The 25,747-nt window shown below is 69.3% G+C and carries 23 protein-coding genes; 15 read left to right on the top strand and 8 right to left on the bottom strand.

Annotated elements, in window-relative coordinates; all coding sequences use genetic code 11:
• Window positions 1-158: 158 nt before the first annotated feature.
• The 6 genes from GQE99_RS05895 to hisS form a co-directional block, all read right to left on the bottom strand.
• Window positions 159-1,160 (bottom strand): YcjF family protein, encoded by a 1,002-nt coding sequence (locus GQE99_RS05895; RefSeq protein WP_161350659.1) that lies wholly within the window; start codon window positions 1,158-1,160, stop codon window positions 159-161.
• Complete coding sequence (locus GQE99_RS05890; RefSeq protein WP_328794057.1) at window positions 1,160-1,597, bottom strand: GNAT family N-acetyltransferase; 438 nt, start codon at window positions 1,595-1,597, stop codon at window positions 1,160-1,162. Before GQE99_RS05890 ends, GQE99_RS05895 begins: the two co-directional genes overlap by 1 nt.
• On the bottom strand, window positions 1,594-3,009 hold the full coding sequence (locus GQE99_RS05885; protein WP_161350658.1) for a YcjX family GTP-binding protein: 1,416 nt from the start codon (window positions 3,007-3,009) through the stop codon (window positions 1,594-1,596). Before GQE99_RS05885 ends, GQE99_RS05890 begins: the two co-directional genes overlap by 4 nt.
• A gap of 132 nt (window positions 3,010-3,141) precedes the next feature.
• Window positions 3,142-3,840 (bottom strand): ATP phosphoribosyltransferase, encoded by a 699-nt coding sequence (gene hisG / locus GQE99_RS05880; protein WP_161350657.1) that lies wholly within the window; start codon window positions 3,838-3,840, stop codon window positions 3,142-3,144.
• Window positions 3,837-4,922: an ATP phosphoribosyltransferase regulatory subunit gene (locus tag GQE99_RS05875; RefSeq protein ID WP_161350656.1), complete on the bottom strand. Its 1,086-nt coding sequence runs from the start codon at window positions 4,920-4,922 to the stop codon at window positions 3,837-3,839. The genes hisG and GQE99_RS05875 overlap by 4 nt, the downstream gene beginning before the upstream one ends.
• A complete protein-coding gene (gene hisS / locus GQE99_RS05870; RefSeq protein WP_161350655.1) occupies window positions 4,915-6,390 on the bottom strand; it encodes a histidine--tRNA ligase in 1,476 nt (491 codons plus the stop codon). Before hisS ends, GQE99_RS05875 begins: the two co-directional genes overlap by 8 nt.
• A 165-nt stretch (window positions 6,391-6,555) precedes the next feature.
• Here hisS and GQE99_RS05865 point away from each other — a divergent pair, with 165 nt between their 5' ends.
• Both GQE99_RS05865 and GQE99_RS05860 read left to right on the top strand, forming a co-directional pair.
• Window positions 6,556-6,762 (top strand): SlyX family protein, encoded by a 207-nt coding sequence (locus GQE99_RS05865; RefSeq protein ID WP_161350654.1) that lies wholly within the window; start codon window positions 6,556-6,558, stop codon window positions 6,760-6,762.
• 49 nt (window positions 6,763-6,811) lie between these two features.
• Entirely contained in the window at window positions 6,812-7,234 is a 423-nt protein-coding gene (locus GQE99_RS05860; protein WP_161350653.1) for a hypothetical protein, read from the top strand.
• Window positions 7,235-7,237: 3 nt separating this feature from the next.
• On the opposite strand, the gene dnaE is transcribed toward GQE99_RS05860, so the two are convergent.
• On the bottom strand, window positions 7,238-10,753 hold the full coding sequence (gene dnaE, locus GQE99_RS05855; protein WP_161350652.1) for a DNA polymerase III subunit alpha: 3,516 nt from the start codon (window positions 10,751-10,753) through the stop codon (window positions 7,238-7,240).
• A 117-nt stretch (window positions 10,754-10,870) separates the two neighbouring features.
• Here dnaE and GQE99_RS05850 point away from each other — a divergent pair, with 117 nt between their 5' ends.
• Genes GQE99_RS05850 through GQE99_RS05840 form a run of 3 tightly spaced genes read left to right on the top strand, consistent with a single transcriptional unit; the run spans window position 10,871 to window position 12,241 of the window.
• The gene (locus GQE99_RS05850) at window positions 10,871-11,332 is read left to right on the top strand and encodes an SRPBCC domain-containing protein (protein WP_161350651.1); all 462 of its coding nucleotides are present in this window, start codon (window positions 10,871-10,873) and stop codon (window positions 11,330-11,332) included.
• A gap of 53 nt (window positions 11,333-11,385) precedes the next feature.
• Complete coding sequence (locus tag GQE99_RS05845) at window positions 11,386-11,724, top strand: ArsR/SmtB family transcription factor (protein ID WP_235917119.1); 339 nt, start codon at window positions 11,386-11,388, stop codon at window positions 11,722-11,724.
• Window positions 11,725-11,764: 40 nt separating this feature from the next.
• Window positions 11,765-12,241 carry an SRPBCC family protein gene (locus tag GQE99_RS05840; RefSeq protein ID WP_161350650.1) on the top strand — a complete coding sequence of 159 codons (477 nt, stop codon included), beginning with the start codon at window positions 11,765-11,767 and terminating at the stop codon, window positions 12,239-12,241.
• On the opposite strand, the gene GQE99_RS05835 is transcribed toward GQE99_RS05840, so the two are convergent.
• The gene (locus tag GQE99_RS05835) at window positions 12,211-13,035 is read right to left on the bottom strand and encodes a DUF6544 family protein (RefSeq protein WP_161350649.1); all 825 of its coding nucleotides are present in this window, start codon (window positions 13,033-13,035) and stop codon (window positions 12,211-12,213) included. The genes GQE99_RS05840 and GQE99_RS05835 overlap by 31 nt on opposite strands.
• A gap of 281 nt (window positions 13,036-13,316) precedes the next feature.
• On the opposite strand from GQE99_RS05835, the gene GQE99_RS05830 reads away from it, so the two are divergent.
• The 10 genes from GQE99_RS05830 (at window position 13,317) to GQE99_RS21840 (ending at window position 25,743) form a co-directional block, all read left to right on the top strand.
• Window positions 13,317-14,693, top strand: a complete 1,377-nt coding sequence (locus GQE99_RS05830; RefSeq protein WP_161350648.1) for a xanthine dehydrogenase small subunit — start codon at window positions 13,317-13,319, stop codon at window positions 14,691-14,693.
• A complete protein-coding gene (gene xdhB, locus GQE99_RS05825; RefSeq protein WP_161350647.1) occupies window positions 14,690-16,966 on the top strand; it encodes a xanthine dehydrogenase molybdopterin binding subunit in 2,277 nt (758 codons plus the stop codon). The genes GQE99_RS05830 and xdhB overlap by 4 nt, the downstream gene beginning before the upstream one ends.
• A complete protein-coding gene (gene xdhC, locus GQE99_RS05820) occupies window positions 16,963-17,937 on the top strand; it encodes a xanthine dehydrogenase accessory protein XdhC (protein ID WP_161350646.1) in 975 nt (324 codons plus the stop codon). The genes xdhB and xdhC overlap by 4 nt, the downstream gene beginning before the upstream one ends.
• Window positions 17,912-19,444 (top strand): ABC transporter ATP-binding protein, encoded by a 1,533-nt coding sequence (locus GQE99_RS05815; RefSeq protein WP_161350645.1) that lies wholly within the window; start codon window positions 17,912-17,914, stop codon window positions 19,442-19,444. The genes xdhC and GQE99_RS05815 overlap by 26 nt, the downstream gene beginning before the upstream one ends.
• 2 nt (window positions 19,445-19,446) lie before the next feature.
• Window positions 19,447-20,538 carry an ABC transporter permease gene (locus tag GQE99_RS05810; RefSeq protein ID WP_161350816.1) on the top strand — a complete coding sequence of 364 codons (1,092 nt, stop codon included), beginning with the start codon at window positions 19,447-19,449 and terminating at the stop codon, window positions 20,536-20,538.
• A gap of 121 nt (window positions 20,539-20,659) precedes the next feature.
• Window positions 20,660-21,577: an ABC transporter permease gene (locus GQE99_RS05805; protein ID WP_202530590.1), complete on the top strand. Its 918-nt coding sequence runs from the start codon at window positions 20,660-20,662 to the stop codon at window positions 21,575-21,577.
• Between the two features lie 57 nt (window positions 21,578-21,634).
• Window positions 21,635-22,390 carry an ion transporter gene (locus tag GQE99_RS05800; protein ID WP_161350644.1) on the top strand — a complete coding sequence of 252 codons (756 nt, stop codon included), beginning with the start codon at window positions 21,635-21,637 and terminating at the stop codon, window positions 22,388-22,390.
• A 1-nt stretch (window position 22,391) separates the two neighbouring features.
• On the top strand, window positions 22,392-23,480 hold the full coding sequence (locus GQE99_RS05795; RefSeq protein ID WP_161350643.1) for a BMP family ABC transporter substrate-binding protein: 1,089 nt from the start codon (window positions 22,392-22,394) through the stop codon (window positions 23,478-23,480).
• 83 nt (window positions 23,481-23,563) lie between these two features.
• Entirely contained in the window at window positions 23,564-24,631 is a 1,068-nt protein-coding gene (locus GQE99_RS05790) for an NAD(P)/FAD-dependent oxidoreductase (protein ID WP_161350642.1), read from the top strand.
• Between the two features lie 26 nt (window positions 24,632-24,657).
• Window positions 24,658-25,743 carry a lipocalin family protein gene (locus GQE99_RS21840; RefSeq protein WP_161350641.1) on the top strand — a complete coding sequence of 362 codons (1,086 nt, stop codon included), beginning with the start codon at window positions 24,658-24,660 and terminating at the stop codon, window positions 25,741-25,743.
• The last annotated feature ends 4 nt before the right edge of the window (window positions 25,744-25,747 follow it).

Raw genomic sequence — 25,747 nt, 5'->3', positions numbered from 1 at the left:
GTCGGGTGGTGTGTAGGATAAGGGCGGCGCGGGGTCCATACGCCTTGTCCCGGCGTCTCTTTATCAGAGAGCCGGGCCCGTAATTCGAATGATGATCGCCCGATGCATCATGGGCGGGGTGATAGCCGGTCGCCCGGCCGAGGGCAACCGCCCTGCCCTCACCCTTTCTGCCCGAAAAGCCCGGTCAGGGCGCGCTGCACCAACCGCGTGACGGCGGGCTTCTTCGCGCGCATGAAGGGAAGCGGCCGGCACACTTCCATCGCAGCCACGCCGACGCGGGCTGTGAGCGCACCGTTCACCACGCCTTCGCCGAAGCGCCGCGAGATGCGCGACAGCGCCGTGCCGCCAGCGACCGAGTGAATCAGGTCATCGCCCACGGCGACGGCGCCGGTCGCGACCAGATGCGTCATCACCGCGCGGGTGAGCCGCCAGGCACCCAGCGCGCCGGACCGGCCGCCGTATATCTCGGCGATCCGGCGGATCATGCGGATGTTGGCGGTAAGCGCCGTCACCACGTCGGCCAGTGCCAGCGGCACGATGGCGGTCACGGTGGCCACCTGCCGCGCGGCGACCTCGATTTCCCGGCGGGCCGCGGCGTCGAGCGGTCCCAGGAGTTCCGCCTCGGCGAGGTGGAGGAGCCCGTCGGCGTCGAACACCTCGCCCTCGCGGGACTCGAACCGGTCGAGCCCCCAACGCAATTCGTCGCGCCCGCGCAGAAGGCGGCGCAGCTTGTCCACCACCTTGCGCGCCTCGGCGAGGTCGGCATGGGCGATGGCGGCTTCGGCGTCCGTGTGGATGTCGTCCACCCGGCGCAGCCGCGCGAAGGCCGCGAGTTCGCGCAGGCCGATGACAAGGCAGACGAACAGGAAGGCCACGACCAGCACGGTCGCGGTGAGGCCCAGCACCGGGTTGCGCTCCAGGAGCCCGGTAACGAAATCCCATGCCGCGACGGAGGCCGCGAAACCGATCACCGAAAGCAACAGCGCCCAGAACCAGCGGGCCAGGCGCGAGGGCTTGCGCGCCGCGATCCGGGCGGCGATCTCCATCGCGCGCGGCTCGGGCAGCGCGGAATCGGGCTCTTCGACCGGCGGGGCGGTGGCAGGCGTCTCTTTCGACGGCGCCTGTTCCTCGAGGTCGATCAGCACGGGTCCCTTGGCCATCACGCCCTCTCCCATTCGAAACGCAGTTCGGTGAGCCGCTCGTCGTTGCCGTCGCCGATCGCCGTGGGGCGAAAACCGTTGGCGGCGTAGAACCGGCGCGCCCGGTGGTTGGCGGCATGCGCCCAGAGACCCAGCCGGTCGGCGCGCGCCTGTGCATCCGCGATCAGGCAGTGCCCGACGCCGCGCCCGCGCACACCGGGTTCAAGGTAGAGCCCGTGCACCTCGCCGTCGGCCACCGCGATGAAACCCACCACCCGCGGCCCGCGCCGGGCGACCCGGACCCGGCCCCGCCGGACGAGCCGGCGCAGCGCGCGCATCTCGTCGCGCCGGGTGCGGGTGCGGGGCAGCCAGGGGGCCTCGGTCCCGAAATCCCAAAGGATTCGGGCGAGCGCAGGCGTGTCCCAAGGCCGCGCCGGCGTGATGCGCAGGCCGGTCACAGCCTGTCCCCGATCAGGAATTCCGCTGCCCGGTCGAGCCGGATATGCGGCGGCCCCTCGCCGGGCTTGAGCGTGATCTCGGCCGGGGCGAAGCGCATGATCCCGTAATCGGCGTCGAGCCAGCTGTCGGCCCCTTCCCGTGCGGGCTTGAGGAGCCGCGCGGGATCCTCGGGCAGCGCACCGGGATAGAAGGCCGCGCGCTTGCCGGTGTCGAGCAGCCGCCCGCGCACGCAGTCGAGCGTGTCTCCGCCATGCTCGAGCGTCTCCTCGACCGTGGTCCGAAGCGCCGCGATGGACATGGCCCCCGTCTCGGCCCCCGCGAAATCGGCGCGATCGCGCGCCTCGCGCATGAGCGCGCCCATGATCGCGGTGAGCTGCGGGTGCTGGCGGTGGTGCAGATGGTCCGCCTTGGTGGCCGCGAAGAGGATCTTCTCGACGCGCCGGCCCAGAAGCAGGCTGGTCAGGAACGCGTTGCGGCCGGGGCGGAAGGCCGACAGGATCTCGGCCATCGCCTGCCGCAGATCCTCGAGCGCGGCGGGGCCGGCATGGATCGCGCCCAGCACGTCGACGAGCACGACCTGCCGGTCGATGCGGGAAAAATGGTCGCGGAAGAACGGCTTCACCACGGTGGACTTGTAGGCCTCGTAGCGGCGCTCGAATTCGCGGTGGAGCGAGCCACGGCGCGCGCGATCCGGCCTGGGGAGCGGCGCGAAGGTGAGCGCGGGCGAACCCTCCATCTCGCCCGGCAGCAGGAAGCGGCCCGGCGTGCAGTCGGAAAAACCCGCCTCGCGCGCGGCCTTGAGATAGGTGGTGAAGGCGGCCGACAGCCCCTGCGCGGCCTGCTCGTCATAATCGGCCGCCGGATCCGTCTCCGCGAGCGCCGCGCGGAAGGGGGCGGCCAACGCGCGCGGCTCGGCCCGCGCGATGGCGTCGGCCGACCAGCTTTCGAAGTCCTGGTCGAGAAGCGCGAGGTCGAGAAGCCATTCGCCGGGATAGTCCACGATGTCGAGATGCACGGTGCGCGGGCTGCGAATCCCGGACAGGAGCCCGCCGGGCTTCACCCGGAACGACAGCCGCAGTTCGCTCACCGCGCGGGTCGACTGCGGCCAGTGCGGGTCCGGCCCGGTCATCGCCGACAGGTGCGATTCGTAGTCGAAGCGCGGCACGTGGGCGTGGGGATGGGGTTGCAGGAACGCGCTCAGAATGCGGCCCTCGGCGGCCGGCAGGAACCCCGGCATCCGGTCCCGGTTCATGAGGTTCGCGACCAGCGAGGTGATGAACACGGTCTTGCCCGAGCGGCTGAGCCCGGTGACGCCGAGCCGGATCACCGGCTCGAACAGCGTCTCGTTCACGCTGTTCCCGACCGCCTCGACCTGGCGAACGATCCCGTCTGCGATGTCGTTGAAAACCAACCCGTTCCCTCGTCCGTTTCGGCAAACATAGGGACTCGGACGGTGCGCTGCCAGTGAGGAGATGGCGCGACGCGGGGGAGGCGCTGCCTCCCCCGCACCCCCACCGAAGTATTTAGGGAACGATGAAGGGGATCAGTCCTCGATCCCGAGCCGGTCCTTGAGGGCGGCCAGCGTATAGCGGTCCTCTTTCGTCCAGTCGGCCTTGCGGCTTTTGAAAAGCGTGGCCTGACTGCGGTGGACCGGGCCGCCCGAGAGGATCTTGAGGTGGTTGGCGCGCAGGGTTTCGCCCGTCGAGGTGATGTCCGCGATCGCCTCGGCGGTTTCGTTCTTCACCGTACCCTCGGTCGCGCCCTGGCTGTCGACGAGCTGGTAGTCGGCGACCCCGTGATCGCGCAGGTAGTCGCGGATCAGGCGGTGGTACTTGGTGGCGATGCGCAGGCGGAAGCCGTGGTGGCGGCGGAAGGCGGCCGCGACCGCGTCGAGGTCGTCCAGCGTGGTCACGTCGACCCATGCCTTGGGGACGGCGATCACGAGGTCGGCATGGCCGAAGCCCATCGGGGTGAGCTCGCCCACCTTCTCTTCCCAGAGCCCCAGCTTCTCGCGCACCAGATCGGAGCCGGTCACGCCCAGGTGGATGCGCCCGGCAGCCAGTTCGCGGGGGATTTCGCCCGCCGAGAGCAGCACGAGCTCGATCCCGTCGATGCCGTGCACCGCGCCCGCGTATTCCCGGTCCGACCCGGTGCGCGTCAGCGTCACGCCGCGGTCGGCGAACCAGTCGAAGGTCTTTTCCATGAGCCGGCCCTTGGAGGGCACGCCGAGTTTGACGGTCATGCTTTGCCTCCCGCCGCGAGCAGCAGTTCGGGGCGGATCACGCCGCCCACCGCCGGGATTTCCGAGCCGCGCCCGAGCACCCGGGTGAGCGCGTCGTAGCGCCCGCCGGTGGCGACCGGCGGCAGGTCCGGGCGGGCGGCCGCGTAGAAGCCGAAGACGAAGCCGTCGTAGTATTCCAGCGTCGTGCGTCCGAAGGAGCCCTCGAAGTCGAGCGCGTCGATGTCCACGCCGTGGGCGGCGAGCGCCGAGGCGCGGGCGCAGAACCGGTCCACCGCGTCGCCGATGGCGGGCAGGTCGACGGCCAGGTCGCGCAGGTGTTCGCAGACGTTGCTCACGGTTTCGCGCAGGGACATGAGGTCATTGAGGAGCGCGACCTCGGGTTCGGGGATCGGGGGCGCCGCCATGTCCTCGCGCAGGGCTTCGATCCGTTCCTCGATCTCGGCCCGGCCGCGCAGGCCGATGATCGGGGCGTCGAGATCGGCCAGCGGGTCGCCGGTGGCGAGCGCCGCGCGCCCTTCGGGCTGCGGGGCGCGACCCGAGAATCGGTCGAGCAGCGCGCGGAAGCGGCGCGGGCGCCACAGGTGGCGCAGGAGCGCGGCCTTGCGCCGCTCGGTGGTGGTGAGCCCGCGCACCGCGGCCAGCAGGATGCCCAGGTCCCCCGTGGCCGCGCGCAGGCCCGCGCCCCCGAGGATGTCGGAGAAGACCGCGAAGACCTCGGCGTCCGAGGCCGCCGGGTCGCTGCGGTCGAAGACCTCGTAGCCCACCTGCATGTACTCGGGCGCCCGGCGCGCGTCGTCCTCCTGCTTGCGGAAGACCTCGCCCGCGTAGGTGTAGCGGGCGGGCTCGGCGCCGTCGGCCATGTGCATCTGCACCACCGGCACGGTGAAGTCCGGGCGCAGCATCGCCTCGCCCATGTGCGGGTCGGTGGTGACGTAGGCCCGCGCGCGGATGTCCTCGCCGTAAAGGTCGAGCAGCGTCTCGGCCGGCTGCAGGACCGAGGTCTCGGCGACCTGCGCGCCCTGCCCCTCGAAGAGGGCGAGCAGGCGCGCCGCCTCGGCGCGGATGGCGGCGGTCTCAGTCATCCTGGCTGGCCAGCATTTTTCGAACTTCGGAGACGAGATCGGCGCGCGAAACCTCGATCTGGGAAGGGCGTTCCTTCCACTCTTCCAACGTCGCGCTCTCGGCGATCTTGGCGCCGAGGATCAGGTCCTTGAGCTGAACCACGCCACGTTCCTTCTCGTCCCCGCCCTCGATGACGGCGACCGGGGATTGGCGCTTGTCGGCGTATTTCATCTGGTTGCCGAAGTTCTTGGGGTTGCCCAGGTAGACCTCGGCCCGGATGCCGGCGGCGCGCAGTTCCGCGACCATCGTCTGGTAGTCGGCCATACGGTCGCGGTCCATGACGGTGACGACGACGGGGCCTTGGGCGGTCCCGCCCATCCGGCCCTTCTCGCGCAGCGCGGCGAGCAGGCGGTCGACGCCGATGGAGACGCCCACGGCGGGGACCTGCTGGCCGGTGAAGCGCGCGACCAGGTCGTCGTAGCGCCCGCCACCTGCCACGCTGCCGAACTGGCGCGGGCGGCCCTTCTCGTCGAGGATCTCGAAGGTGAGCTCGGCCTCGAAGACGGGGCCGGTGTAGTAGCCCAGCCCGCGCACGACGGAGGGGTCGATGTCGATGCGATCGGGGCCGTAGCCCTGGGAGGACAGCAGGTCGGCGATCTGGCGCAGCTCGTCCACGCCTTCGCGCCCGATGATGCTGTCGCCCACGGCGCCGGCCAGGTTGTCGAGCGTCTCTTCCGTCGTGGCGCCCTTGGAGGTGAGGAAGCGCAGCACCGGCTCGGCCTGTTCGTCCGTCAGCCCCACACCGTCGATGTAGGCTCCGGACGCGTCGAGCCGCCCTTTGCCCAAAAGCTCGCGCACGCCCGCTTCACCCACCTTGTCGAACTTGTCGATTGTGCGCAGGATGGCGTCGCGGGTGTCGCCCTCGTCGACGCCCATGATTTCGAGCACCCCGTTCAGCACCTTGCGGTTGTTGATCCGGACGACGTAGTCGCCGCGCGGAATGCCGACCTCTTCCAGCGCGTCCGACAGCATCGCGCAGATCTCGGCATCGGCTGCCATGCTGGCGGTGCCGACGGTGTCCGCGTCGCACTGGTAGAACTGGCGGTAACGCCCCGGCCCCGGCTTTTCGTTCCGCCAGACGGGGCCCATCGCGTAGCGGCGATAGGGCGTGGGGAGGTCGTTGCGGTGCTGGGCATAGACGCGGGCGAGCGGCGCGGTCAGGTCGTAGCGCAGCGCCATCCAGGTGTCGTCCTCGTCCTGCCAGGCGAAGACGCCGTCGTTCGGGCGGTCGACGTCGGGCAGGAACTTGCCCAGCGCCTCGACCGTTTCGACACCCGAGGATTCGAGCGCGTCGAAGCCATAGCGATGATAGACCCCCGCGATCGCGTCGAGCATCGCGCGGCGTTCTTCCACGTCCGCGCCGAAATAATCTCGAAAGCCCTTCGGCGTGATCGCCTTGGGCCGGGGCTGTTTCTTCACTTTGGCCATGATCCGGGTCCGTCCTTGCCTCGCGGGCGGGGAATATCCCGGTTCCGGCCACGGGGCAAGGCGCGCACCGCTTGCAATCGCGCCGACCTGCGCTATCTCGGTCGCACGGGGTTATGACGCGCCGTGGCGCCCCACTCGACCGACCGCCAGACAAGGGAGATGGACATGACCGACCGCATCACCGATCTCGAGGAACAGGTGGCGTATCTCAGCCGCACCGTCGACGACCTCTCCGAGGTCATCGCGCGACAGGACCGCACGCTCGACACCGTCACGCGGCGTCTGCAACTTCTCATGGAGCGTGCCGCCGAGCAGGAGCTCGACGCGGGCGGGACCGTGCCGCTGGCCGACCAGAAACCGCCGCATTGGTGATCGGCGCGCCCCCTGCTATCCTTTTCGCGAAGGGACGGGGGACGGAGCCATGTTCGAGACACTCAAGATCATTCATTTCCTCTCGCTCGCCGTGGGGATCGGCGGCGGGGCGGCCAACGGGATCATCGGGGCGCGCATGGCGGCCGCGCCCGATGCCGCCAAGCCCGTGCTGGGCGGCATTACGGGGCTGATCGGCCGGCTGTCGGCCGGGGCGCTCGCCCTTTTGTGGATCACGGGCATCGCGCTTGTCCTCATGACAGGCGGGTTCGCGGCCATGCCGACCTTCTTCTGGGTCAAGCTCGCCTTCGTCGTGGTCCTGACGCTGGTGTCGATCCGGCTTCAGATGCTGTCGATCCGCGCCGCCCGGTCGGGCACGCCGCCGCCGATGAGGACGATGGCGCAGCTGGGCCGCTTCGCATCGGTCAACTCGATCCTGATCGTGGTCTTCGCCGTGGTGGCCTTCACCGCCTGACGCTCAGACCTCTTCCACGTCGACCACGCCGGACAGGCTCTTCAGCGCGCCCTTGATCTGCGGGTTGATCGGGAACTGGGCCCCCAGGTCCATCTCGACCTCGCCCGGGAGTGCCGGGTCCATGAGGCAGAAGCTCACCGGCCCGGGCCGCGCGCCCTTGGCCTGTTCGCGCGCCGATTGCAGCAGGTCGGCCACCGTGGCCACCACGCCGGGGCTGTCGACATAGACCTTGAGCGCCATGCCGCCCGCATCCGCCACGATCGAATCGACCGGCGCCACGGCGCGGGCGAGCAGCTTCAACTGTTCGCTCTCCATGTTCGCCTCGACCGTCACGACCACGTTCTGCCCGACCTCGAGGTATTCGCGCGACGCCTCCAGCGTGTCGGAGAACACCGTGACCTCGTAGAGCCCCGTGGGGTCCGACATGCCGACGAAGGCGAAGCGGTTGCCGCGCGCCGACTTGCGCTCCTGCTTGGCCGACACCGCGCCCGCGAGCTTCGCGACACAGGCGCCACGTTCGGCCTTTTTCGTGAGCTCCTCGAGCGTCATCACCTTCTGGCGCTTGAGCGCCGGCATGTAGTCGTCGAGCGGGTGACCCGAGAGGTAGAAGCCGATCGCCTTGTGCTCTTCGGCCAGCCGTTCGTTGGGCAGCCAGTCCGGGGCGTTCGACAGGCGCGGCTCGGGCAGGTCGTCGCCCGCCTCGCCGAAAAGCGACACCTGCGCACTCGCCCGCTGTTCGTGGATCGCGGCGGAGTAGCTCACCAGCACGTCGAGGCTTTCGAAGACCCGGCGCCGGTTCTGGTCGAGCTCGTCGAAGGCGCCGGCGCGCGCCAGCATCTCCATCGGCCGCTTGCCCACGCGCTTGAGGTCCACGCGCCGCGCCAGGTCGTACAGGTTGACGAAGGGCTTCTGCACCCCGTCGATGTCACGCGCTTCAACGATCAGCTTCATCGCCTCGACGCCCACGTTCTTGAGCGCACCGAGCCCGTAGACGACGCGGCCCTTGTCGACGCTGAACATCGCCTCGGACTTGTTCACGCAGGGCGCGACGATCTCGATCCCCAGCCCCCGGCGCACCTCCTCGGCATAGACGCCGAGCTTGTCGGTCAGGTGGATATCGCAGTTCATGACGCCAGCCATGAACTCCACCGGGTGGTTGGCCTTGAGCCAGGCGGTCTGGTAGCTCACCACCGCGTAGGCGGCGGCGTGCGACTTGTTGAAGCCGTAGTTGGCGAACTTCTCCAGAAGGTACCAGACCTCGAGCGCCTTCTCGTCGTCCACACCGTTCTTTTTCGAACCTTCGATGAACTTCGGGCGCTCCGCGTCCATCGCTTCCTTGATCTTTTTACCCATCGCGCGGCGCAGAAGGTCGGCGCCGCCCAACGTGTAGCCGGCCATTTCCTGTGCGATCTGCATCACCTGTTCCTGGTAGACGATGATGCCCTGCGTCTCGTCCAGGATGTGGTCGATCGAGGGGTGCAGCCGGTCGCGTTCGGACTGTCCGTTCTTGACCTCGCAATACTTCGGGATGTTCTCCATCGGACCCGGGCGGTAGAGCGCCACGAGCGCGACGATGTCCTCGATGCAGGTGGGCTTCATGCGCCGGAGCGCGTCCATCATGCCGGTCGATTCCACCTGGAACACGGCGACGGTCTTGGCGCTGGCGTAGAGCTTGTAGGTCTTCTCATCATCCAGCGGGATGAGGTTGATCTGGTTCTCCCCGCCCTCGGGTGGCTCGTAGAGCGCTTCGCCCTCGGGACCAGTGTGCAGGTCGCGTCCCTGCCCGTGGATCAGGTCGATCGCGTTCTGGATCACGGTCAGCGTCTTCAGGCCGAGGAAGTCGAACTTCACCAGACCCGCCTGCTCGACCCATTTCATGTTGAACTGGGTCGCGGGCATGTCCGAGCGCGGGTCCTGGTAGAGCGGCACCAGCGCGTCCAGCGGCCGGTCGCCGATCACGACGCCCGCGGCATGGGTCGAGGCGTTCCGCAGAAGCCCCTCCACCTGCTCGGCGTAGCGCAGAAGCCGGTCGACGACCTCTTCCGCACGCGCCTCTTCGCGCAGGCGCGGCTCGTCCTTGAGCGCCTGGGTGATCGAGACGGGTTTCACGCCCTCGACCGGGATCAGTTTCGACAGCCGGTCCACCTGCCCGTAGGGCATCTGGAGCACGCGCCCCACGTCGCGCACGGCGGCTTTCGACAAAAGCGCACCGAAGGTGATGATCTGGCCCACCTTGTCGCGGCCATACTTCTCCTGAACGTAGCGGATCGTTTCCTCCCGCCGGTCCATGCAGAAGTCGATGTCGAAGTCGGGCATCGAGACGCGTTCCGGGTTCAGGAAGCGTTCGAACAGCAAGCTGTAGCGAAGCGGATCGAGGTCGGTGATGGTGAGCGCGTACGCCACGAGCGAACCTGCACCGGAGCCCCGGCCCGGGCCGATGGGGATCCCGTTGTCCTTGGACCACTTGATGAAGTCGGCAACGATCAGGAAGTAGCCCGGGAACCCCATTCCCTCGATGATCCCGAGCTCGAACTCCAGCCGCGCCTCGTAGTCCTCGACCGGGGCCGCGTGCGGGATGACCGCGAGCCGCGCCTCGAGCCCTTCCTTCGCCTGCCGGCGCAGTTCCTCGACCTCGTCGTCGGCGAAACGCGGCAGGATCGGGTCGCGGCGATACGCCATGAAGGCGCAGCGCTTCGCGATCTCGACGGTGTTCTCCAGCGCCTCCGGCAGGTCGGCGAAGAGCGTCGCCATTTCCTGCGGGCTTTTGAAGTAGTGCTGCGGCGTCAGGTGGCGGCGCGGCTCCTGCTGGTCGACATAAGCGCCCTCGGCGATGCAGATCAGCGCGTCATGCGCCTCGTAGAGCTCGGTCTTGGGGAAATAGACATCGTTCGTGGCCACGAGCGGGATACCCATCGCATAGGCCATCTCGACGAAGCCGCGCTCGGTCTTGGCCTCGCCCTCGGGCAGCGCCCCGCCCTCCCCCGGGTGGCGTTGCAGCTCGACGTAGAGCCGGTCGCCGAAGACCCGGTGGAACCAGGTCATCAAGTCCTGCGCCCGGCCCCGGTTGCCGTGTTGGAGCCACTGGCCGACCGGCCCCTCGGACCCGCCGGTGAGGCAGATGAGGCCGCCGGAATAACGCTCGAGCTCTTCCAGCGTCACCTCGGGTAGCGCCCCGTGCTTGTCGAGGTAGAGGCAAGAGTTGAGCTTCATCAGGTTCTCGTAGCCGCCCTCGTTCTGGGCCAGGAGAACCACCGGCGCGCCGGGTTTCGCCTGCACGCCCGGCTCCGGCGTGTCGAAGGCCACGGTGACCTGGCAGCCGATGATCGGCTGCACGCCCGCGCCGCTGGCGGTCACGGAAAATTCGAGCGCACAGAACATGTTGTCCGTGTCGGTGACCGCCACGGCAGGCATGCCCATCGACTCGCACAAGCCGGGGAGTTTCTTGACCGGAACCGCGCCCTCGAGGAGCGAATATTCCGTGTGAACGCGCAGGTGAATGAATCGGGGATCGGCAGCCATGCGCCCAGCTTAAGGTGCCCTTCGGCGGGCACAAGCCGGGATCGTGCGCGCCGGGCAAATGTGATGGACCGGTCGGGGTGCGCGGCGCAGGGTTCGGTCAAAACACGAGAGGCAGACATGATTCCAGCACCGGTCGAAGACGTCCGAACCACCCGTTATCTGAAGTCCACGCCGGGGGCGCTCTACCGCGCGCTGACCGACGGCCGCCTGGTCGTCGAATGGCTGCGCCCGTATGGCGAGGACCTGGCCGGCGCGACGGTCGAGCCGCAGGCGGGCGGGCGGTTCGACCTGACCCGGGCGCGCGCCGGGGCGACGCTGGAGACCCTGTCGGCCTGCGTGCTGGAGGCGAAGCCCGGGCAGCGGTTCGCCGTCACCACGGCGCTCGGACCCGGCTACCGGCCGGCGGACGCGACGACCCCCGCCACCCTCGTGCTCGACCTGCACGAGATCGCCTCGGGCACCCGTCTGGAGGCCACATTGATGCAGGGCGCGCGGGCCGAGCCCAGCGCGCTGTCATCCTGGGACGAAGGCGTAGGGACGCTCGACCGGTTGGCCTCGGGTCTTCACGCCGAAACTTAGCCATATGGAAAGGCGTTCCTTGCTTTCGCAAGGCTGGCGATATACTAAGCTATATGGCTAACCAAATGGATACCCTCTTCGCGGCGCTGGCCGACCCGACCCGCCGGGGCGTGGTCGAGCGGCTGACCCGGGGCGAGGCTCCGATCAAGGAACTGGCCGCCCCGCACGACATGGCGCTTCCGAGCTTCATGAAACACATCGACCGGCTGGAGGACGCGGGCCTTGTCACCACGCGCAAGGTCGGCCGCCAGCGCATCGTCGCCCTCACACCGGACGCCTTCGCCCCTGCCGAGACCTGGCTGGAGCGACAGAAACGGGCCTGGGAGGAGCGGCTCGACCGGCTCGAAGACCTCGCCGTGCGGCTGGAGGCCGATTCCACCGACGATGCCTGACAGCCCGCCATTTCCCACCACCGCCGAAAGGAATTTCCCGATGGATATCTTCGCCTTCGAACCGGACACCGACCTTGAATTCACCCGCACCATCGCGGCACGCCCCGCAACCGTCTGGCGCTGCATGACCGAGGCCGAGCTGCTTGCTCAATGGTTCTGCCCGAAGCCCTGGCAGGTGAAGAACGCGGTGATCGAGGCGCGGCCGGGCGGGGCCTTCCACACCCCGATGCACGGGCCGGACGGCGAAGTGATGGACGAGGGGCCGGGCTGCGTGCTCATCGCCGATGAGGCAAGCGTTCTCGCCTTCAGCGACGCGATGGGCCCGGGCTTCCACCCAAGGGGCTCGGGCTTCATGACGGGGGTCTACATGCTCGAGCCGACCGAGGCGGGCACACGGCTCACCGCGCGGGCCCTGCATGCCGATCCCGCGTCGCGCAAGCAGCACGAAGAGATGGGGTTCTTCGACGGCTGGGGCACCGCGATCGATCAGTTGGGCGCACTGGCCGAAACGCTGTAGTCCAGCGTCCGCCCCCGGAAATAGGGCGCGAACCCGGTGTCGTGGATGTAGCCCACCTCGCTCGCCACCGGGATGCGCCGCCCGCCGATTTCGCGATACTCCGAATAGCGGCCTTCCCAGGTCATCGGGCGCATGGTGCCGTCCGGCTGCACCGCCGGCCGGTTCGCGGCCGTCATGCGCACGATGTCGCTCGCCGCGTCGAAATGGAGCGTCACGCGCGCCGTTCCGCCGGGCGTCTCCAGAGCCACCTCGACGCCCTCCTCGACCGGCGTCCAGACCAGCGCGCGATTGAGCAGGATCGCATCGGGCGACCACGGCAGCTCCGCAAGGTAGCGTGCAGCTTCGGCCACGGCCGCCTCGTCCCCCTCGAAGGCATCGAGGCGCCAGGCACCGAAAAGCCGCACGTCCAGGATGCCGCGCCCGTCCGCGTAGCTGTCGAGCACGCGCACCACGGGCACGGGCCCCGCGCGCATCGTGGCGGTCCAGGCGAAGCCGGCGACACGCGTCCCGATCACCTGCCGCGCCGTGAGCGCCATCCAGTCCCCGTTCGGATCGCGCTGCATCTCGGCCGCCTGGCTCAGATGGACGACGCCGCCGGGGTCCGCGCCCAGCATGCCGCGCTCGGCGAAGGTCCGCACCGCGTCCGGCAGGTCGTCGCGCACCGGCGTTGGCGCGCTCGCCGCCAGCCCCGCCTCGATCCGCGCGTTTCCCCGCGCCACCTGCCACGCCTTCGCCCCCGTCACGGCGAGTGCCAGTACCACGAGGCCCAGAAAGGCCAGCGCCACGATCTTCATGTCAGTCTCCTTGCACGTCCGCCGCGCGATAGCATCGCGCCGCCCGCCCCGCCTTGCGCCGGATCAAGGCGGCGGGCGCGAGATATGCTTTGATAACAGGCACGCAGCCCCGTCCGCGCCCGGATCGGGGGCATTTTCAACGCTTTACCTGCCGTTCCATCCGGCGCAGCGGGTAGACAGCGCTCATTTTCTGCGCTTTCCTGCCCGGAGCCCGGTCCTTCTACGCCGCATCGAAGGACCACGCGGGGCAAAGTCAGGGTAAAGCGGCGGGACTGACACGGATGGACATCGCGTTTCTTCTGAACGGAGAGACCGTCGAACTGAGCGGCGTGGACCCCACCACGACCGTTCTCGACTGGCTGCGCGAAACGCGCGGGCTGACAGGCACGAAAGAGGGCTGCAACGAAGGCGACTGCGGCGCCTGCACGGTGATGGTGACCGACAACGCCGGGACCAGGGCACTGAACGGCTGCATCCTGTTCATGCCGCAGATCAACGGCAAATCGCTGACCACGGTCGAGGGGCTCTCGGGCCCGGACGGGGACATGCACCCGGTCCAGCAGGCGATGGTGGAACACCACGGCAGCCAGTGCGGCTTCTGCACGCCGGGATTCGTCGTCTCGATGGCGGCGGGCCAGATCAACGGCGAAACCGACCATGACCGCCAGCTCGCGGGCAACCTGTGCCGGTGCACGGGCTACGCCCCGATCGTGCGCGCCGCCGACCACGCCGCGCGCAAGCCGGTGCCGGACTGGCTGAGCGACGTGCCGCCCGGGCCGCCGATGGGACCGAGCGTGAACGACTACCAGCCGACCACCGCTTCGGGGCTCGCCGAGCTCCTGCGCGCCCATCCCGGCGCGACGCTGGTGGCGGGTGCGACCGACGTGGGCCTCTGGGTCAACAAGGACCACCGCGACCTGGGCCGCGTGATCTTCGTGAGCCAGATCGAGGAGCTGCGCCGGATCGAGGTGGCCCCGTATTTCATCCGCATCGGCGCGGCGGCGAGTATCGAGGCGCTGCGCCTCGCCATCGCCAAGCGCTACCCGTCCTTCGCGGCCATGCTGGACCGTTTCGCCTCCGCACAGGTGCGCGCGGCGGCCACGGTGGGCGGCAACATCGCCAACGGTTCGCCCATCGGCGACACGCCCCCGCCGCTGATCGCGCTGGGGGCGATGCTCCAGATTCGCTCTGGCGACGACATGCGGGAAATCCCGCTCGAGGATTTCTTCATCGAATACGGCAAGCAGGACCTCGAGGAACGTGAGTTCGTCGAGGCCGTGGTGATCCCGCGCGACGAGGACGAGGACCGGCTCAAGGTCTACAAGCTGTCCAAGCGCTTCGACCAGGACATCTCGGCCGTGCTGGGCGCCTTCAACATCCACGTGAAGGACGGCACCGTGCGCTCGGCCCGGATCGCCTTCGGCGGCATGGCGGGCACACCGATGCGCGCCCACGCCGTCGAACGCGCGCTCCTGGGCAAGCCCTGGACGATGGCCACGATCCGCAACGCCAAGTGGTCCTTCGCCGAGGATTTCCGCCCGATGTCCGACATGCGCGCCTCGGCCAATTACCGGCTGGAGGCGGCCGCAAACATGCTCGAACGGGCCTGGCGCGAGGACCAGGGCGAAGCGGTCGACGTGCGGGAGGTGACGCCATGAGCATGGGCAAGCCCCTTCCCCACGACAGCGCGCCGATGCACGTCACCGGCGCGGCGCGTTACGTCGACGACATCCCCGTCCCCGCCGATTGCCTGCACCTGTGCTTCGGGCTGAGCGACGTGGCGCGCGGGGTGATCACCGCGATGGACCTCTCCGCCGTGCGTGCGGCCCCGGGCGTGGAGCGCGTCGTCACCGCGGTCGACCTCCCGGGAGAGAACGACATATCCTCGGCCGCCCATGACGAACCGCTTCTGGCGCGCGGCGAGGTACATTACCACGGCCAGCCGATCTTCATGGTGATCGCCACCTCGCACCGGCTCGCGCGCGCGGCGGCCGCGAAGGCGCAGATCACGATCGAGGCGAAGACACCGATCCTGTCGATCGAGGACGCGCTCGCCGCGCGGTCCTACTTCGAGGGCGGGCCGCTCACCTGGTCGCGGGGCGAGATCGCGCCGGCGATGGCCAAGGCCGAGCACATCGTCGAGGGCAAGATCGAGATCGGCGGCCAGGAGCATTTCTACCTCGAGGGGCAGATCAGCCTCGCCCTGCCGCAGGAGAACGGCGACATGGTGCTGCAGACCTCGACGCAGCACCCGACCGAGATCCAGCACAAGGTGGCCGAAGCGCTGGCGGTGCCCTTCCATGCCGTACGCGTCGAGACCCGGCGCATGGGCGGCGGGTTCGGCGGCAAGGAAAGCCAGGGCAACGCGCTGGCCATCGCCTGCGCCGTGGGCGCGCATCTCACGGGCAAGCCCTGCAAGATGCGCTACGACCGCGACGACGACATGGTCATCACCGGCAAGCGCCACGATTTCCGCATCGCCTACCGGGCCGGTGTGGACGCGCGGGGCAAGCTGGTGGCGGTGGAGTTCGACCAATACGTGCGCTGCGGCTGGTCGCAGGACCTGAGCCTGCCGGTCGCCGACCGGGCGATGCTCCACGCCGACAATGCATACTTCCTCCCGAACGTGCGCATCACCTCGCACCGGCTGAAGACCAACACCTGCTCCGCCACCGCGTTTCGCGGCTTCGGCGGGCCGCAGGGCATGGTCGGCATCGAGCGCGTGATCGACCACGTGGCCCACAAGCTGGGCCGTGATCCACTGGAGCTTCGACAGGCCAACTTCTACCGCAAGTCGCGCCCGCAGGAGACGCCCTACGGCCAGCCGGTCAAGGGCTTCATCCTGCCCGAGTTGGTCAAAGCGCTGGCCGACGGCGCGCACTACGCCGAGCGGCGCAAGGCGGTGAAGGCCTGGAACGACGCCCACGAGACGGTGAAGAAGGGGATCGCGCTGACGCCGGTCAAGTTCGGCATCAGCTTCACGCTGACCCATCTGAACCAGGCGGGCGCGCTGGTGAACGTCTACGCGGACGGCTCGGTCAACATCAACCACGGCGGGACCGAGATGGGACAGGGCCTGTTCCAGAAGGTCGCGCAGGTCGCCGCGAACGGCTTCGGGCTCGACCCGGCGCTGGTGCGCATCACCGCGACCGATACGTCGAAGGTGCCCAACACCTCGGCCACGGCAGCCTCGTCGGGCTCCGACCTGAACGGCATGGCGGTGAAGGCGGCGGTGGACGAGATCCGGGGGCGCATTGCGCGATTCCTGTCATCCAGAACCGACGTGACCCCGGCCAAGGTGCGGTTCGAGGATGGAAAAGTGATCGCGGGCGAAACCGAGATGACCTTCGCCGAGGCCGCCCGCATGGCCCACGAGAACCGGATCAGCCTGTCGGCCACCGGCTTCTACGCCACCCCGGACATCTCCTGGGACCGCACCACGGGCACCGGCCACCCGTTCTACTACTTCGCCCACGGCGCGGCGATCACCGAGGTGGTGATCGACACGCTCACCGGCGAGAACCGGATCCTGCGCGTCGACATCCTGCACGACGTGGGCCAGTCCCTGAACCCGGCCGTCGACATCGGCCAGATCGAGGGCGGCTTCGTGCAGGGCGCGGGTTGGCTCACGACCGAGGAACTGGTCTGGGACGAGCGCGGCGTGCTGCGCACCCACGCGCCGTCGACCTACAAGATCCCGGCCTGTTCGGACCGTCCCGACGTGTTCAACGTGGCGCTCTGGGACGGCGAGAACCACGTTCCGACGATCTACCGCTCCAAGGCGGTGGGCGAGCCGCCCCTGATGCTGGGCATTTCGGCGCTGATGGCGCTCTCGGACGCGGTCGCCTCCTGCGGCACGGCCTATCCGAACCTCCACGCGCCTGCGACGCCCGAGCAGGTCTACAAGGCCGCCAAGAAGGTGCGCACGTGAGCTTTGAGCGCGACCACCTGGCCGGGCTCGTCGCGGCGCATGGCCCGGTGATCCGGGTCGTCGTCGCCGAGGTGGCGGGCTCCGCCCCGCGCGAGGTCGGCGCATCGGTCACGGTCTGGGCCGAGGGCCAGGACGGCACCATCGGCGGGGGCACGCTGGAATACGACGCGGTGGCGACCGCGCGCGCCATGCTCGCCGACGGTCGCGACCGCGCCACGCGCGCGATCGCCCTGGGCCCCGACATGGGCCAGTGCTGCGGGGGGCGCGTGCGGCTCCTGTGGGAACGGTTCGAGGCCGGGACCCTGCCCGAGGATCCCGTGTTCTGCCGTCCTGTCGCGGACGCCGCGCCATCGCTCAAGGTGCAAAAGATCGAGGCCCGGGCCCGCGCGCAGGGCACCGCGCCCGCGCCCGCCCTGGTCGACGGCTGGCTGGTCGAGCCGATCACCACGCCCCCCGCCCCGGTCTGGATCTGGGGCGCGGGCCACGTGGGCCGCGCGCTGGTCGGGAGCCTCCTGCCGCTCCCCGGTCTCGCGCTGACGTGGGTCGACACCGGACCCGAGCGCTTCCCCGAGACGATCCCGGACGGCGTCACCGCACTGCCCGCCCCGGACATCGCGGCGGCCACGCGCCTTGCGCCGCCGGGCGCCCATCACATCGTGATGACCTACAGCCACGCGTTCGACCAGGCGATCTGCGACGGCCTCCTGGCCCGCGGCTTCTCCTCCGCCGGGCTGATCGGATCGGCCACCAAGTGGGCGCGCTTCCGCAAGCGCTTGCAGCAGATGGGCCACGCGCCTGCCGAAATCGACCGCATAAGGTGTCCGATCGGCGACAAGGGCCTGGGCAAACACCCGGCCGCGATTGCCCTTGGCGTCGCGGCGGATATCGTTAGGGACGTGGCACGCGCCGGGGAGAGCGCGGCTGCGGGGGATGAAGGGGACAGGGATGAGCGACGCCTATCTGGCGATTGAGGGGCTGACCAAGGCCTACCCGGGCGTGGTGGCGAACGACGACGTGTCGTTCTCCATCGAGCCGGGACAGGTCCACGCGCTCCTGGGGGAAAACGGCGCCGGCAAGTCCACGCTGGTCAAGATGATCTACGGGCTGGTGAAGCCCGACGCCGGGCGCATGACCGTGAACGGCGCGCCCTACGAACCCGCCGATCCCCACGCCGCGCGCGCCGCCGGTGTCGCGATGGTGTTCCAGCATTTCAGCCTTTTCGACGCGCTCGACGTGGCCGAGAACATCGCGCTCGGCATGGACGACCCGCCCCCGATGCGCGAGCTGTCCCAGCGCATCACCGACGTGTCCGAGGCCTACGGCCTGCCGCTCGACCCGTCGCGCCGGGTGGGCGACCTCTCGGCGGGCGAACGTCAGCGGGTCGAGATCATCCGCTGCCTGCTCCAGAACCCGAAGCTGCTCATCATGGACGAGCCGACCTCGGTGCTCACGCCGCAGGAGGTCGAGATCCTGTTCAAGACGCTGAACACGCTGGCCGCGGAAGGCACCGCGATCCTCTACATCTCCCACAAGCTCGAAGAGATCCGCGCGCTGTGCGACCACGCCACGGTGCTCCGGCTCGGCAAGGTCGTGGCCGAATGCAACCCGCGTGAGAAGACCGCGCGCGAGCTGGCCGAGATGATGGTGGGCCAGACGCTCCACACGCCGACGCGCGACTATTCGGAACCGGGCGAAGTGCTGCTCGAAGTGTCCGACCTGTCGCTCACCCCGGCCAACGAATTCGGCACCCGCCTGCGCGAGGTGTCGTTCGAGCTGCGCGCGGGCGAGGTGCTGGGCATCGCGGGCGTCGCGGGCAACGGCCAGGACGAATTGCTGGCCGCCCTCTCCGGCGAACGCACGACGGCACCGGGGACCATCACGCTCAAGGGCCAGCCCATCGGGCGCCTCGGGCCCAACGCGCGCCGCGCGGCGGGACTGCTGGCCGCCCCCGAGGAACGGCTGGGCCATGCCGCGGCCCCGGGCATGAGCCTCACCGAGAATGCGCTGCTCACCGGCGAGGTGCGCGAGAAGCTGACCTCGAGCGGCTTCGTGGCCTGGCAGAAGGCGCGCAGCTTCGCCGCCCGGGTGATCGAGGCCTTCGACGTGCGCACCCCGGGCACCGAAACCGCCGCGGGCGCCCTCTCGGGCGGCAACCTGCAGAAATTCGTGATCGGGCGCGAGATCCTCCAGCGCCCCGACGTCTTCGTCGTGAACCAGCCGACCTGGGGCGTCGACGCTTCCGCCGCCGCCGCGATCCGCCAGGCGATCCTCGACCTGTCGGCGAGCGGCGCGGGCGTGGTCTGCATCTCCCAGGACCTCGACGAACTCATGGAGGTCTCCGACCGTATCACCGCGCTCACCGAGGGCCGGCTCGCGCCGCCCCGCCCGGCCAAGGGCATCACCATCGAGGCCATCGGCCTGATGATGGGCGGCGCGCACGACATGGACGTGGCGCACCCCGAGGAGGTCCACGCATGAGCCTGGTGCGCCTCGAAAAACGCCCCGCCCCGTCGCGGCTGTTCTCCGGCCTGACGCCGCTCATGGCGGTGATCGCCACGATGGTCGCGGGCGGCATCCTCTTCGCCTTCCTGGGCTTCGACCCGCTGGTCGCGATCCGCACGATCTTCTGGGATCCGCTCTTCGACCCGCAGTTCGGCCCCTATTCCCGGCCCCAGCTCCTGGTGAAGGCCGGGCCGCTCATCCTGATCGCCACCGGGCTCGCGCTCGGGTTCCGGGCGGGGATCTGGAACATCGGGGCGGAAGGTCAGTACATCATGGGCGCGGTGGTGGGCGCGGGCGTCGGCCTGGCCTTCTACCCCTCCGAAAGCCCGCTCATCTTCCCGCTGATGGTCGTCTCCGGCGCGCTCGGCGGCTGGGCCTGGGCGATGATCCCGGCGATCCTTAAGACCCGCTTCGGCACCAACGAGATCCTCGTCTCGCTGATGCTGGTCTACGTGGCCGAGAACATCCTGGCCTCGGTGTCCTCCGGCCTCCTGCGCAACCCCGAGGGGCGCGGGTTTCCCGGCTCGCGCAACCTCGCGCGCGACTACCCGGCTGCCTCGAACCCGGAACTGATCGCGGGCACGGGCATGCACTGGGGCGTGGTCGCGGCCTTCATCGTCGTGATCCTCACGTACGTGCTGATGACCCGGCACCGCATGGGGTATTCGATCCGGCTCGCCGGCGAAGCCCCGCGCGCGGCACGTTTCGCGGGCGTGTCGCCCGCCCGGCTGATCCTCTTCTGCCTCGGCACAGCGGGCGCGCTCGCGGGCCTCGCCGGGCTTTTCGAGGTGACGGGCCCGGCGGGCCAGATCACCATCGACTTCAACACCGGCTACGGCTTCACCGCGATCATCGTGGCCTTCCTCGGACGGCTGCACCCGGTGGGCATCCTGCTCGCGGGCCTCTTGATGGCGCTGACCTACATCGGCGGCGAACTGGCCCAGCTCATGCTCGGCATGCCGGCAGCCGCGATCCAGCTCTTCCAGGGGATGCTCCTGTTCTTCCTGCTCGCGATGGACGTCTTCGCGAACTACCGCATCCGCATCGGGAATCCGGAGGTGGCCAAATGACCCTTTCATCTTTCCCGAAATACGCCGGGGGTCCGGGGGTGGAACCCCCGGCCCGCCGCGCCCCCGGGCGCGGCTCGGCCTGCGCGCGCGCCAGCGCGCCCCTCTGGACAGGAGCCGCCTGATGGATTCGATCAACCCGATTCTGCTGATCGCCTCGCTCATGGTCGCCTCGACCCCGATTCTGCTCGCCGCGCTCGGCGAAATGGTGGTCGAGAAATCCGGCGTGCTGAACCTCGGCGTCGAGGGGATGATGATCACCGGCGCGGTGGTGGGCTTCGCCATCGGCGTGAACACCGGTTCGTCGTCGCTGGGCTTTGTCGTCGCGGCACTGGCCGGCGCCGGCCTGTCGATGGTCTTCGCGATCATCACACAGCTGCTTCTGTCCAACCAGGTGGCCACCGGCCTCGGGCTCACGCTCTTCGGGCTGGGACTGTCGTCGCTGATCGGCAAACCCTACGTAGGCATCAAGGCGCCGGGCTTCGCCAAGCTCGACATCCCGCTCCTGTCCGACATCCCGGTGCTGGGGCCGATCCTCTTTCGCCACGACCCGATGGTCTACCTGTCGCTCCTGATGGTGGCACTGGTCTGGTACCTCCTGACCTACACCCGCGCCGGGCTGGTCCTGCGCGCGGTCGGTGAAAACCACGCGGCCGCCCATGCCTTGGGCTACAAGGTCGTGCGCGTGCGCTTCATGGCCATCGCGTTCGGCGGCGCGATGGCGGGGCTGGGCGGCGCCTACGTGAGCCTCGTGCGCGTTCCGCAATGGGTCGAAGGCATGACCGCCGGGGCGGGCTGGATCGCGCTGGCGATCGTCGTGTTCGCCTCCTGGCGACCGTGGCGCATTCTGCTCGGCGCCTATTTGTTCGGCGGGATCAACGTGCTACAGCTCAATTTGCAGGCAGCCGGATCGACCATCCCGGTCGAATACCTGTCGATGAGCCCGTACCTTGTGACCATTCTCGTACTGGTCATAATCTCGGTCCGGGGCAATCACGGGGCGCCCGGATCATTGAGCCGGGTCTTCCATGCCTCGCATTGAGACGCCGGGGCGAAGCGGACCCCGTGTTGGGTGAGACCCGTATTGGTCGAGGGATGAGTGTCACGCGCCGAGATTCTGGACATCCTGGACGGGACGCACCCGCGTTTGGGCCGCAGCGTGGCGCTGGCGATGGATGCGCTCGTCATCCTGTCCGCGCTTGCCATCGCGGTGGAAACGGTGCCGGGGCTAGACCCGTCCCTGAAGCGTGCGCTGCTGGGCTTCGAGATCGTCGTGGTCGCGGTCTTCGCGACGGAGTATTTCCTGCGCCTCTACGCCGCCGAGCGGCGCCTGGCCTACGTCTTCAGCTTCTGGGGCATCGTGGACCTGCTGGCCTGGCTGCCCGCGGTCCTGATGTTCGTCCCCGCCTTCCAGGCGATCCGGGTGCTTCGGCTGATCCGGCTTCTGCGTCTGATCAAGCTTTTCAACACCGCCCCCGCCCTCAACCGGCTGCTGCGTGCTTTCCTGCGCGTGAAGTCCGAGCTCGTGGTCTGGGGCGTGATCTCGACGCTGCTGCTCTACGTCTCGGCGGTGGGGATCTACGTGTTCGAGAACCCGGTCCAGCCCGAGGTCTTCTCCTCGATCCCGGCCGCGCTCTGGTGGTCCGTGGTGAGCTTCACCACGGTGGGCTACGGCGACATGTACCCGGTCACCTCCGGGGGGCGGCTGATGACCACCTTCATGCTCTTCATCGGTCTCGGCATCTTCGCGGTGCCGGCGGCCATCGTGACGACCGCGCTGCTCGAGGCGGAAACCAAGCTCGATCCGCGCGATCCCGAACCGAACGAAACCAAGGAAACCAACAAGGGAGACTGACATGAAACTTGTCACCAAACTCATGACCGGCGCCGCGCTGGCGGTCGGTCTGGCCGGGGCGGCCCATGCCGAAAGCCACGGCGGCGACCCGGTCAAGGCCGGCTTCATCTACGTGGGCCCCGTCGGCGACGGCGGCTGGACCTACGAGCACGACCAGGCCCGCCAGGCGGTGGAAGAGGAATTCGGCGACGCGGTCGAGACCGTGTACCAGGAAAGCGTGCCTGAAGGCGCGGACGCCGAACGCGCGATCACCCAGATGGCGCTGTCGGGTGCCGACATCATCTTCACCACCTCCTTCGGCTACATGGACCCGACCATCGCCGTGGCCGAGAAGTTCCCGGACGTGAAGTTCGAGCACGCCACCGGCTACAAGACCGCCGACAACGTCTCGACCTACTCGGCGCGCTTCTACGAGGGCCGCGCGGTGCAGGGCACCATCGCCGGTGAACTGACCGAGTCGAACATCATCGGCTACATCGGGTCGTTCCCGATCCCCGAGGTCATCCGCGGCATCAACGCGGCCTACATCCACGCCAAGAAGGTGAACCCGGATGTCGAGTTCAAGATCGTGTGGGCCTACACCTGGTTCGACCCGGCGAAAGAAGCCGACGCGGCCACCGCGCTCATCGAACAGGGCGCCGACGTGATCCTGCAGCACACCGACTCCACCGCGCCGCAGGCGGCGGCCCAGGAAGCCGGCAACGTCTACACCTTCGGCCAGGCCTCGGACATGGCCGAATACGCGCCCAAGCCGCGCGTCTCGTCGATCATCGACAACTGGGCGCCCTACTACATCGACCGCGTGAAGGCGGTGATGGACGGCACCTGGGAAAGCCAGAGCGTCTGGCAGGGCATCGGCGACGGCATGGTCGAGATCGGCGAGATCACCGACGCCGTGCCGGAGGACGTGAAGGCCGACGCACTGGCCATCAAGGAGTCCATCGCTTCGGGCGAGTACCACCCCTTCACCGGCCCGCTCAACAAGCAGGACGGCACGCCGTGGTTGGCCGAGGGTGAAGTCGCCGACGACGCCACCCTGGCCGAGATGCTGTTCTACGTCGAAGGCATCGAGGGCGAGATCCCGAACTGATCCGGGGCACCTTGCACCGGATCCCGAAGGCCCCGCTCCGGCGGGGCCTTTTCTTTTCCCCCACCGCGTGAGAGCGTCGGCCCATGGAGGATTTTCTCGTCATCGGGGGCGGCATCGCGGGGCTCACGGCCGGCGCGCACCTGGCCCGTCACGGCACCGTCGTGGTGCTCGAGGCCGAAAGCGCGCTGGGTTTTCACGCCTCGTCGCGCTCGGCGGCGATCTTCGTGCCCACCTACGGTGCGCCCTCGGTGAAGGCGCTCAGCCTCGCCTCGGCCGAGGCGCTGCACGACCTTGGCGTCACTTCCCCCCGCGGCATCATGGGCGTGGGCCAGGCCGGCGACGAACCCCGGTTGTCGCAGATGGCCGCGGACATGTCCCTGACCCCGATCCCGGTGGCGCAGGCGGTCGAGCGGATGTCGATCCTCGACGAAGACGCCATTGCCTGCGCAGCCCACCGCGAAGAGGCGTGGGACATAGACACCGACGCGCTGCTCCAGCACTATGCGCGGGAGGTCCGCGCCAACGGCCGGATCGACACCGGTGCGGAGGTCACCGGCATCTTCCGCGAGGCCGAGGGCTGGCGCGTCGAAACCGCCGCGGGCACCGAACGCGCCCGGGTGATCGTGAACGCCGCCGGCGCCTGGGCCGACCGCGTGGCCGAGATGGCCGGTATCGCCCCCCTGGGTTTCACCCCTCTGCGACGCTCGATGGCCCGGATCGAGGTGCCCGGCGGCGCGGACGCAAGCGGCTGGCCGATGGTGATCGGCGCGCAGGAGACGTGGTATTCCAAGCCCGACGCCGGGGCGCTGATCGTATCGCCTTCCGATGCGGACCCGCAGCCCCCGATGGATGCCTGGGCCGACGACATGGTGCTGGCCGAAGGGCTTGCCGCCTTCGAAGCGCACGTGACCGGCGAGGTGACACGGATGCTCGCCAACTGGGCGGGCCTGCGCACGTTCTCACCCGACCGCGCCCTCGTCATCGGCCCCGCCCCCACCGACCCTGCTTTCCTGTGGATGGCCGGACAGGGCGGCTACGGTTTCCAGACCGCGCCCGCCGCGGGCCGGCTGCTGGCCGCACGCGCTCTGGACCGGGTCGCGGACGTCGGTGAGACGACGGCGCGCGCCTGCGATCCCGCGCGTTTCGCCTGAAGCCACTTGCGCGGGTGCAGGGCCCGGTGGATGATCCCCTCATGGATGGGCAGGAGCTTGAAGCGATACCGCTCGAGACCACGCGTTTGCAGCTGGGCCCCGTGCCCGGCGCGGTGCGCGAGGGCTGGGGCGTGCACGGGGTGATCTCGCTCGCCTCGGGCGACCTGCATGTCGCGGCCGCCCTGGTGCGGCTGACGCGCCGGGGCGTCGACGGGTCCATGATCCTCACCGACGTGCTCTCGGCCACGACGGACGAGCGTTTCCGGCAAGTGCTCTTCACCCCCGGGCTCGTCAGCCTCGAGGCGCAGGCCGTGGAAGAGGACATCGACGCCCGGCTGCCCGGCTGGGTCCCCGGCCTCAAGCGCATGGCGCTGAAGCGGCACGCGCGCGACGTCGACGGCCTGCCTGCCCGGGCGCAGGGGGTGGCCATCGACCAGACCGGCGTGCGCCTTGCCGCGGCCCCCTTCGCGGTCAGCGGGGCGGGCGTGCTCTTCGCTCACGACCACGGACGCCACGCGATGCGCATCACGCTCCCGATGGGCGCCGGACGTGCGCTCGAGGGGGAACTCGCGCTGCCCGAGGGCGCGCTTTCCACGACGATGCAGGGCGGCACCGCCCAGACCGCGCCCGCGCTCACGCTCGCGGGCAAGGTGATCGGGCGCGCGGTGGGCGGTCAGCTGTGGTTCGACCGGGTCTGGGGCGGGCGCGACGCGGCCCCCGGCCCCATCGGCGGCGAACGCTTCGCGGTGACGTTGGGGGCGACCTGGCACCTTCTTCTCACCCGTGCCGAGGGCGAGACGGAGGGACAGGCGGTCTTGTTCGAAGCGGGCGAGCCGGTGGACCTGCCGTCAGGCTTTCGGGCCGAAGCGGCGGAGAGCTGGACCAGCCCGGCCACCGGGCGGCGCTACCCCGTGGGTTGGACGCTGTCGGTGCCGGACCTCGAGCTCACGGCCCGGCTCACCACGCAGACACCGGACCAGGAAATCGCCCTGCCCGGCACCTGGCCGGTCTGGCATGGCGTCACCGTGCTCGAAGGCGACCTGTCCGGCCACCCGATGGCGGGCCACGCCCGCGTCACCCAGCGCGGCACGCCGGGGCGGGCGCGGCGTTGAGCGA

This window comes from Maritimibacter harenae (assembly GCF_009882975.1).
Taxonomy (GTDB): Bacteria; Pseudomonadota; Alphaproteobacteria; order Rhodobacterales; family Rhodobacteraceae; genus Maritimibacter; species Maritimibacter harenae.
Note: the sequence above shows the minus strand (reverse complement) of the source record. Positions and strands in the feature narration are given on the sequence as shown.

Bases quoted from the DNA above. Each gene is read 5' to 3' on its own strand.
- GQE99_RS05895 (WP_161350659.1), bottom strand. From the start codon at position 1,160: ATGGCCAAGGGACCCGTGCTGATCGACCTCGAGGAACAGGCGCCGTCG.
- xdhB (WP_161350647.1), top strand. From the start codon at position 14,690: ATGAGCATGGGCAAGCCCCTTCCCCACGACAGCGCGCCGATGCACGTC.
- GQE99_RS05860 (WP_161350653.1), top strand. From the start codon at position 6,812: ATGTTCGAGACACTCAAGATCATTCATTTCCTCTCGCTCGCCGTGGGG.
- GQE99_RS05795 (WP_161350643.1), top strand. From the start codon at position 22,392: ATGAAACTTGTCACCAAACTCATGACCGGCGCCGCGCTGGCGGTCGGT.
- GQE99_RS05815 (WP_161350645.1), top strand. From the start codon at position 17,912: ATGAGCGACGCCTATCTGGCGATTGAGGGGCTGACCAAGGCCTACCCG.
- GQE99_RS05845 (WP_235917119.1), top strand. From the start codon at position 11,386: ATGGCTAACCAAATGGATACCCTCTTCGCGGCGCTGGCCGACCCGACC.
- GQE99_RS05850 (WP_161350651.1), top strand. From the start codon at position 10,871: ATGATTCCAGCACCGGTCGAAGACGTCCGAACCACCCGTTATCTGAAG.
- GQE99_RS05835 (WP_161350649.1), bottom strand. From the start codon at position 13,035: ATGAAGATCGTGGCGCTGGCCTTTCTGGGCCTCGTGGTACTGGCACTC.
- GQE99_RS05875 (WP_161350656.1), bottom strand. From the start codon at position 4,922: ATGACTGAGACCGCCGCCATCCGCGCCGAGGCGGCGCGCCTGCTCGCC.
- GQE99_RS05840 (WP_161350650.1), top strand. From the start codon at position 11,765: ATGGATATCTTCGCCTTCGAACCGGACACCGACCTTGAATTCACCCGC.
- GQE99_RS05790 (WP_161350642.1), top strand. From the start codon at position 23,564: ATGGAGGATTTTCTCGTCATCGGGGGCGGCATCGCGGGGCTCACGGCC.
- dnaE (WP_161350652.1), bottom strand. From the start codon at position 10,753: ATGGCTGCCGATCCCCGATTCATTCACCTGCGCGTTCACACGGAATAT.
- hisS (WP_161350655.1), bottom strand. From the start codon at position 6,390: ATGGCCAAAGTGAAGAAACAGCCCCGGCCCAAGGCGATCACGCCGAAG.
- GQE99_RS05865 (WP_161350654.1), top strand. From the start codon at position 6,556: ATGACCGACCGCATCACCGATCTCGAGGAACAGGTGGCGTATCTCAGC.
- GQE99_RS05830 (WP_161350648.1), top strand. From the start codon at position 13,317: ATGGACATCGCGTTTCTTCTGAACGGAGAGACCGTCGAACTGAGCGGC.
- GQE99_RS05805 (WP_202530590.1), top strand. From the start codon at position 20,660: ATGGATTCGATCAACCCGATTCTGCTGATCGCCTCGCTCATGGTCGCC.
- hisG (WP_161350657.1), bottom strand. From the start codon at position 3,840: ATGACCGTCAAACTCGGCGTGCCCTCCAAGGGCCGGCTCATGGAAAAG.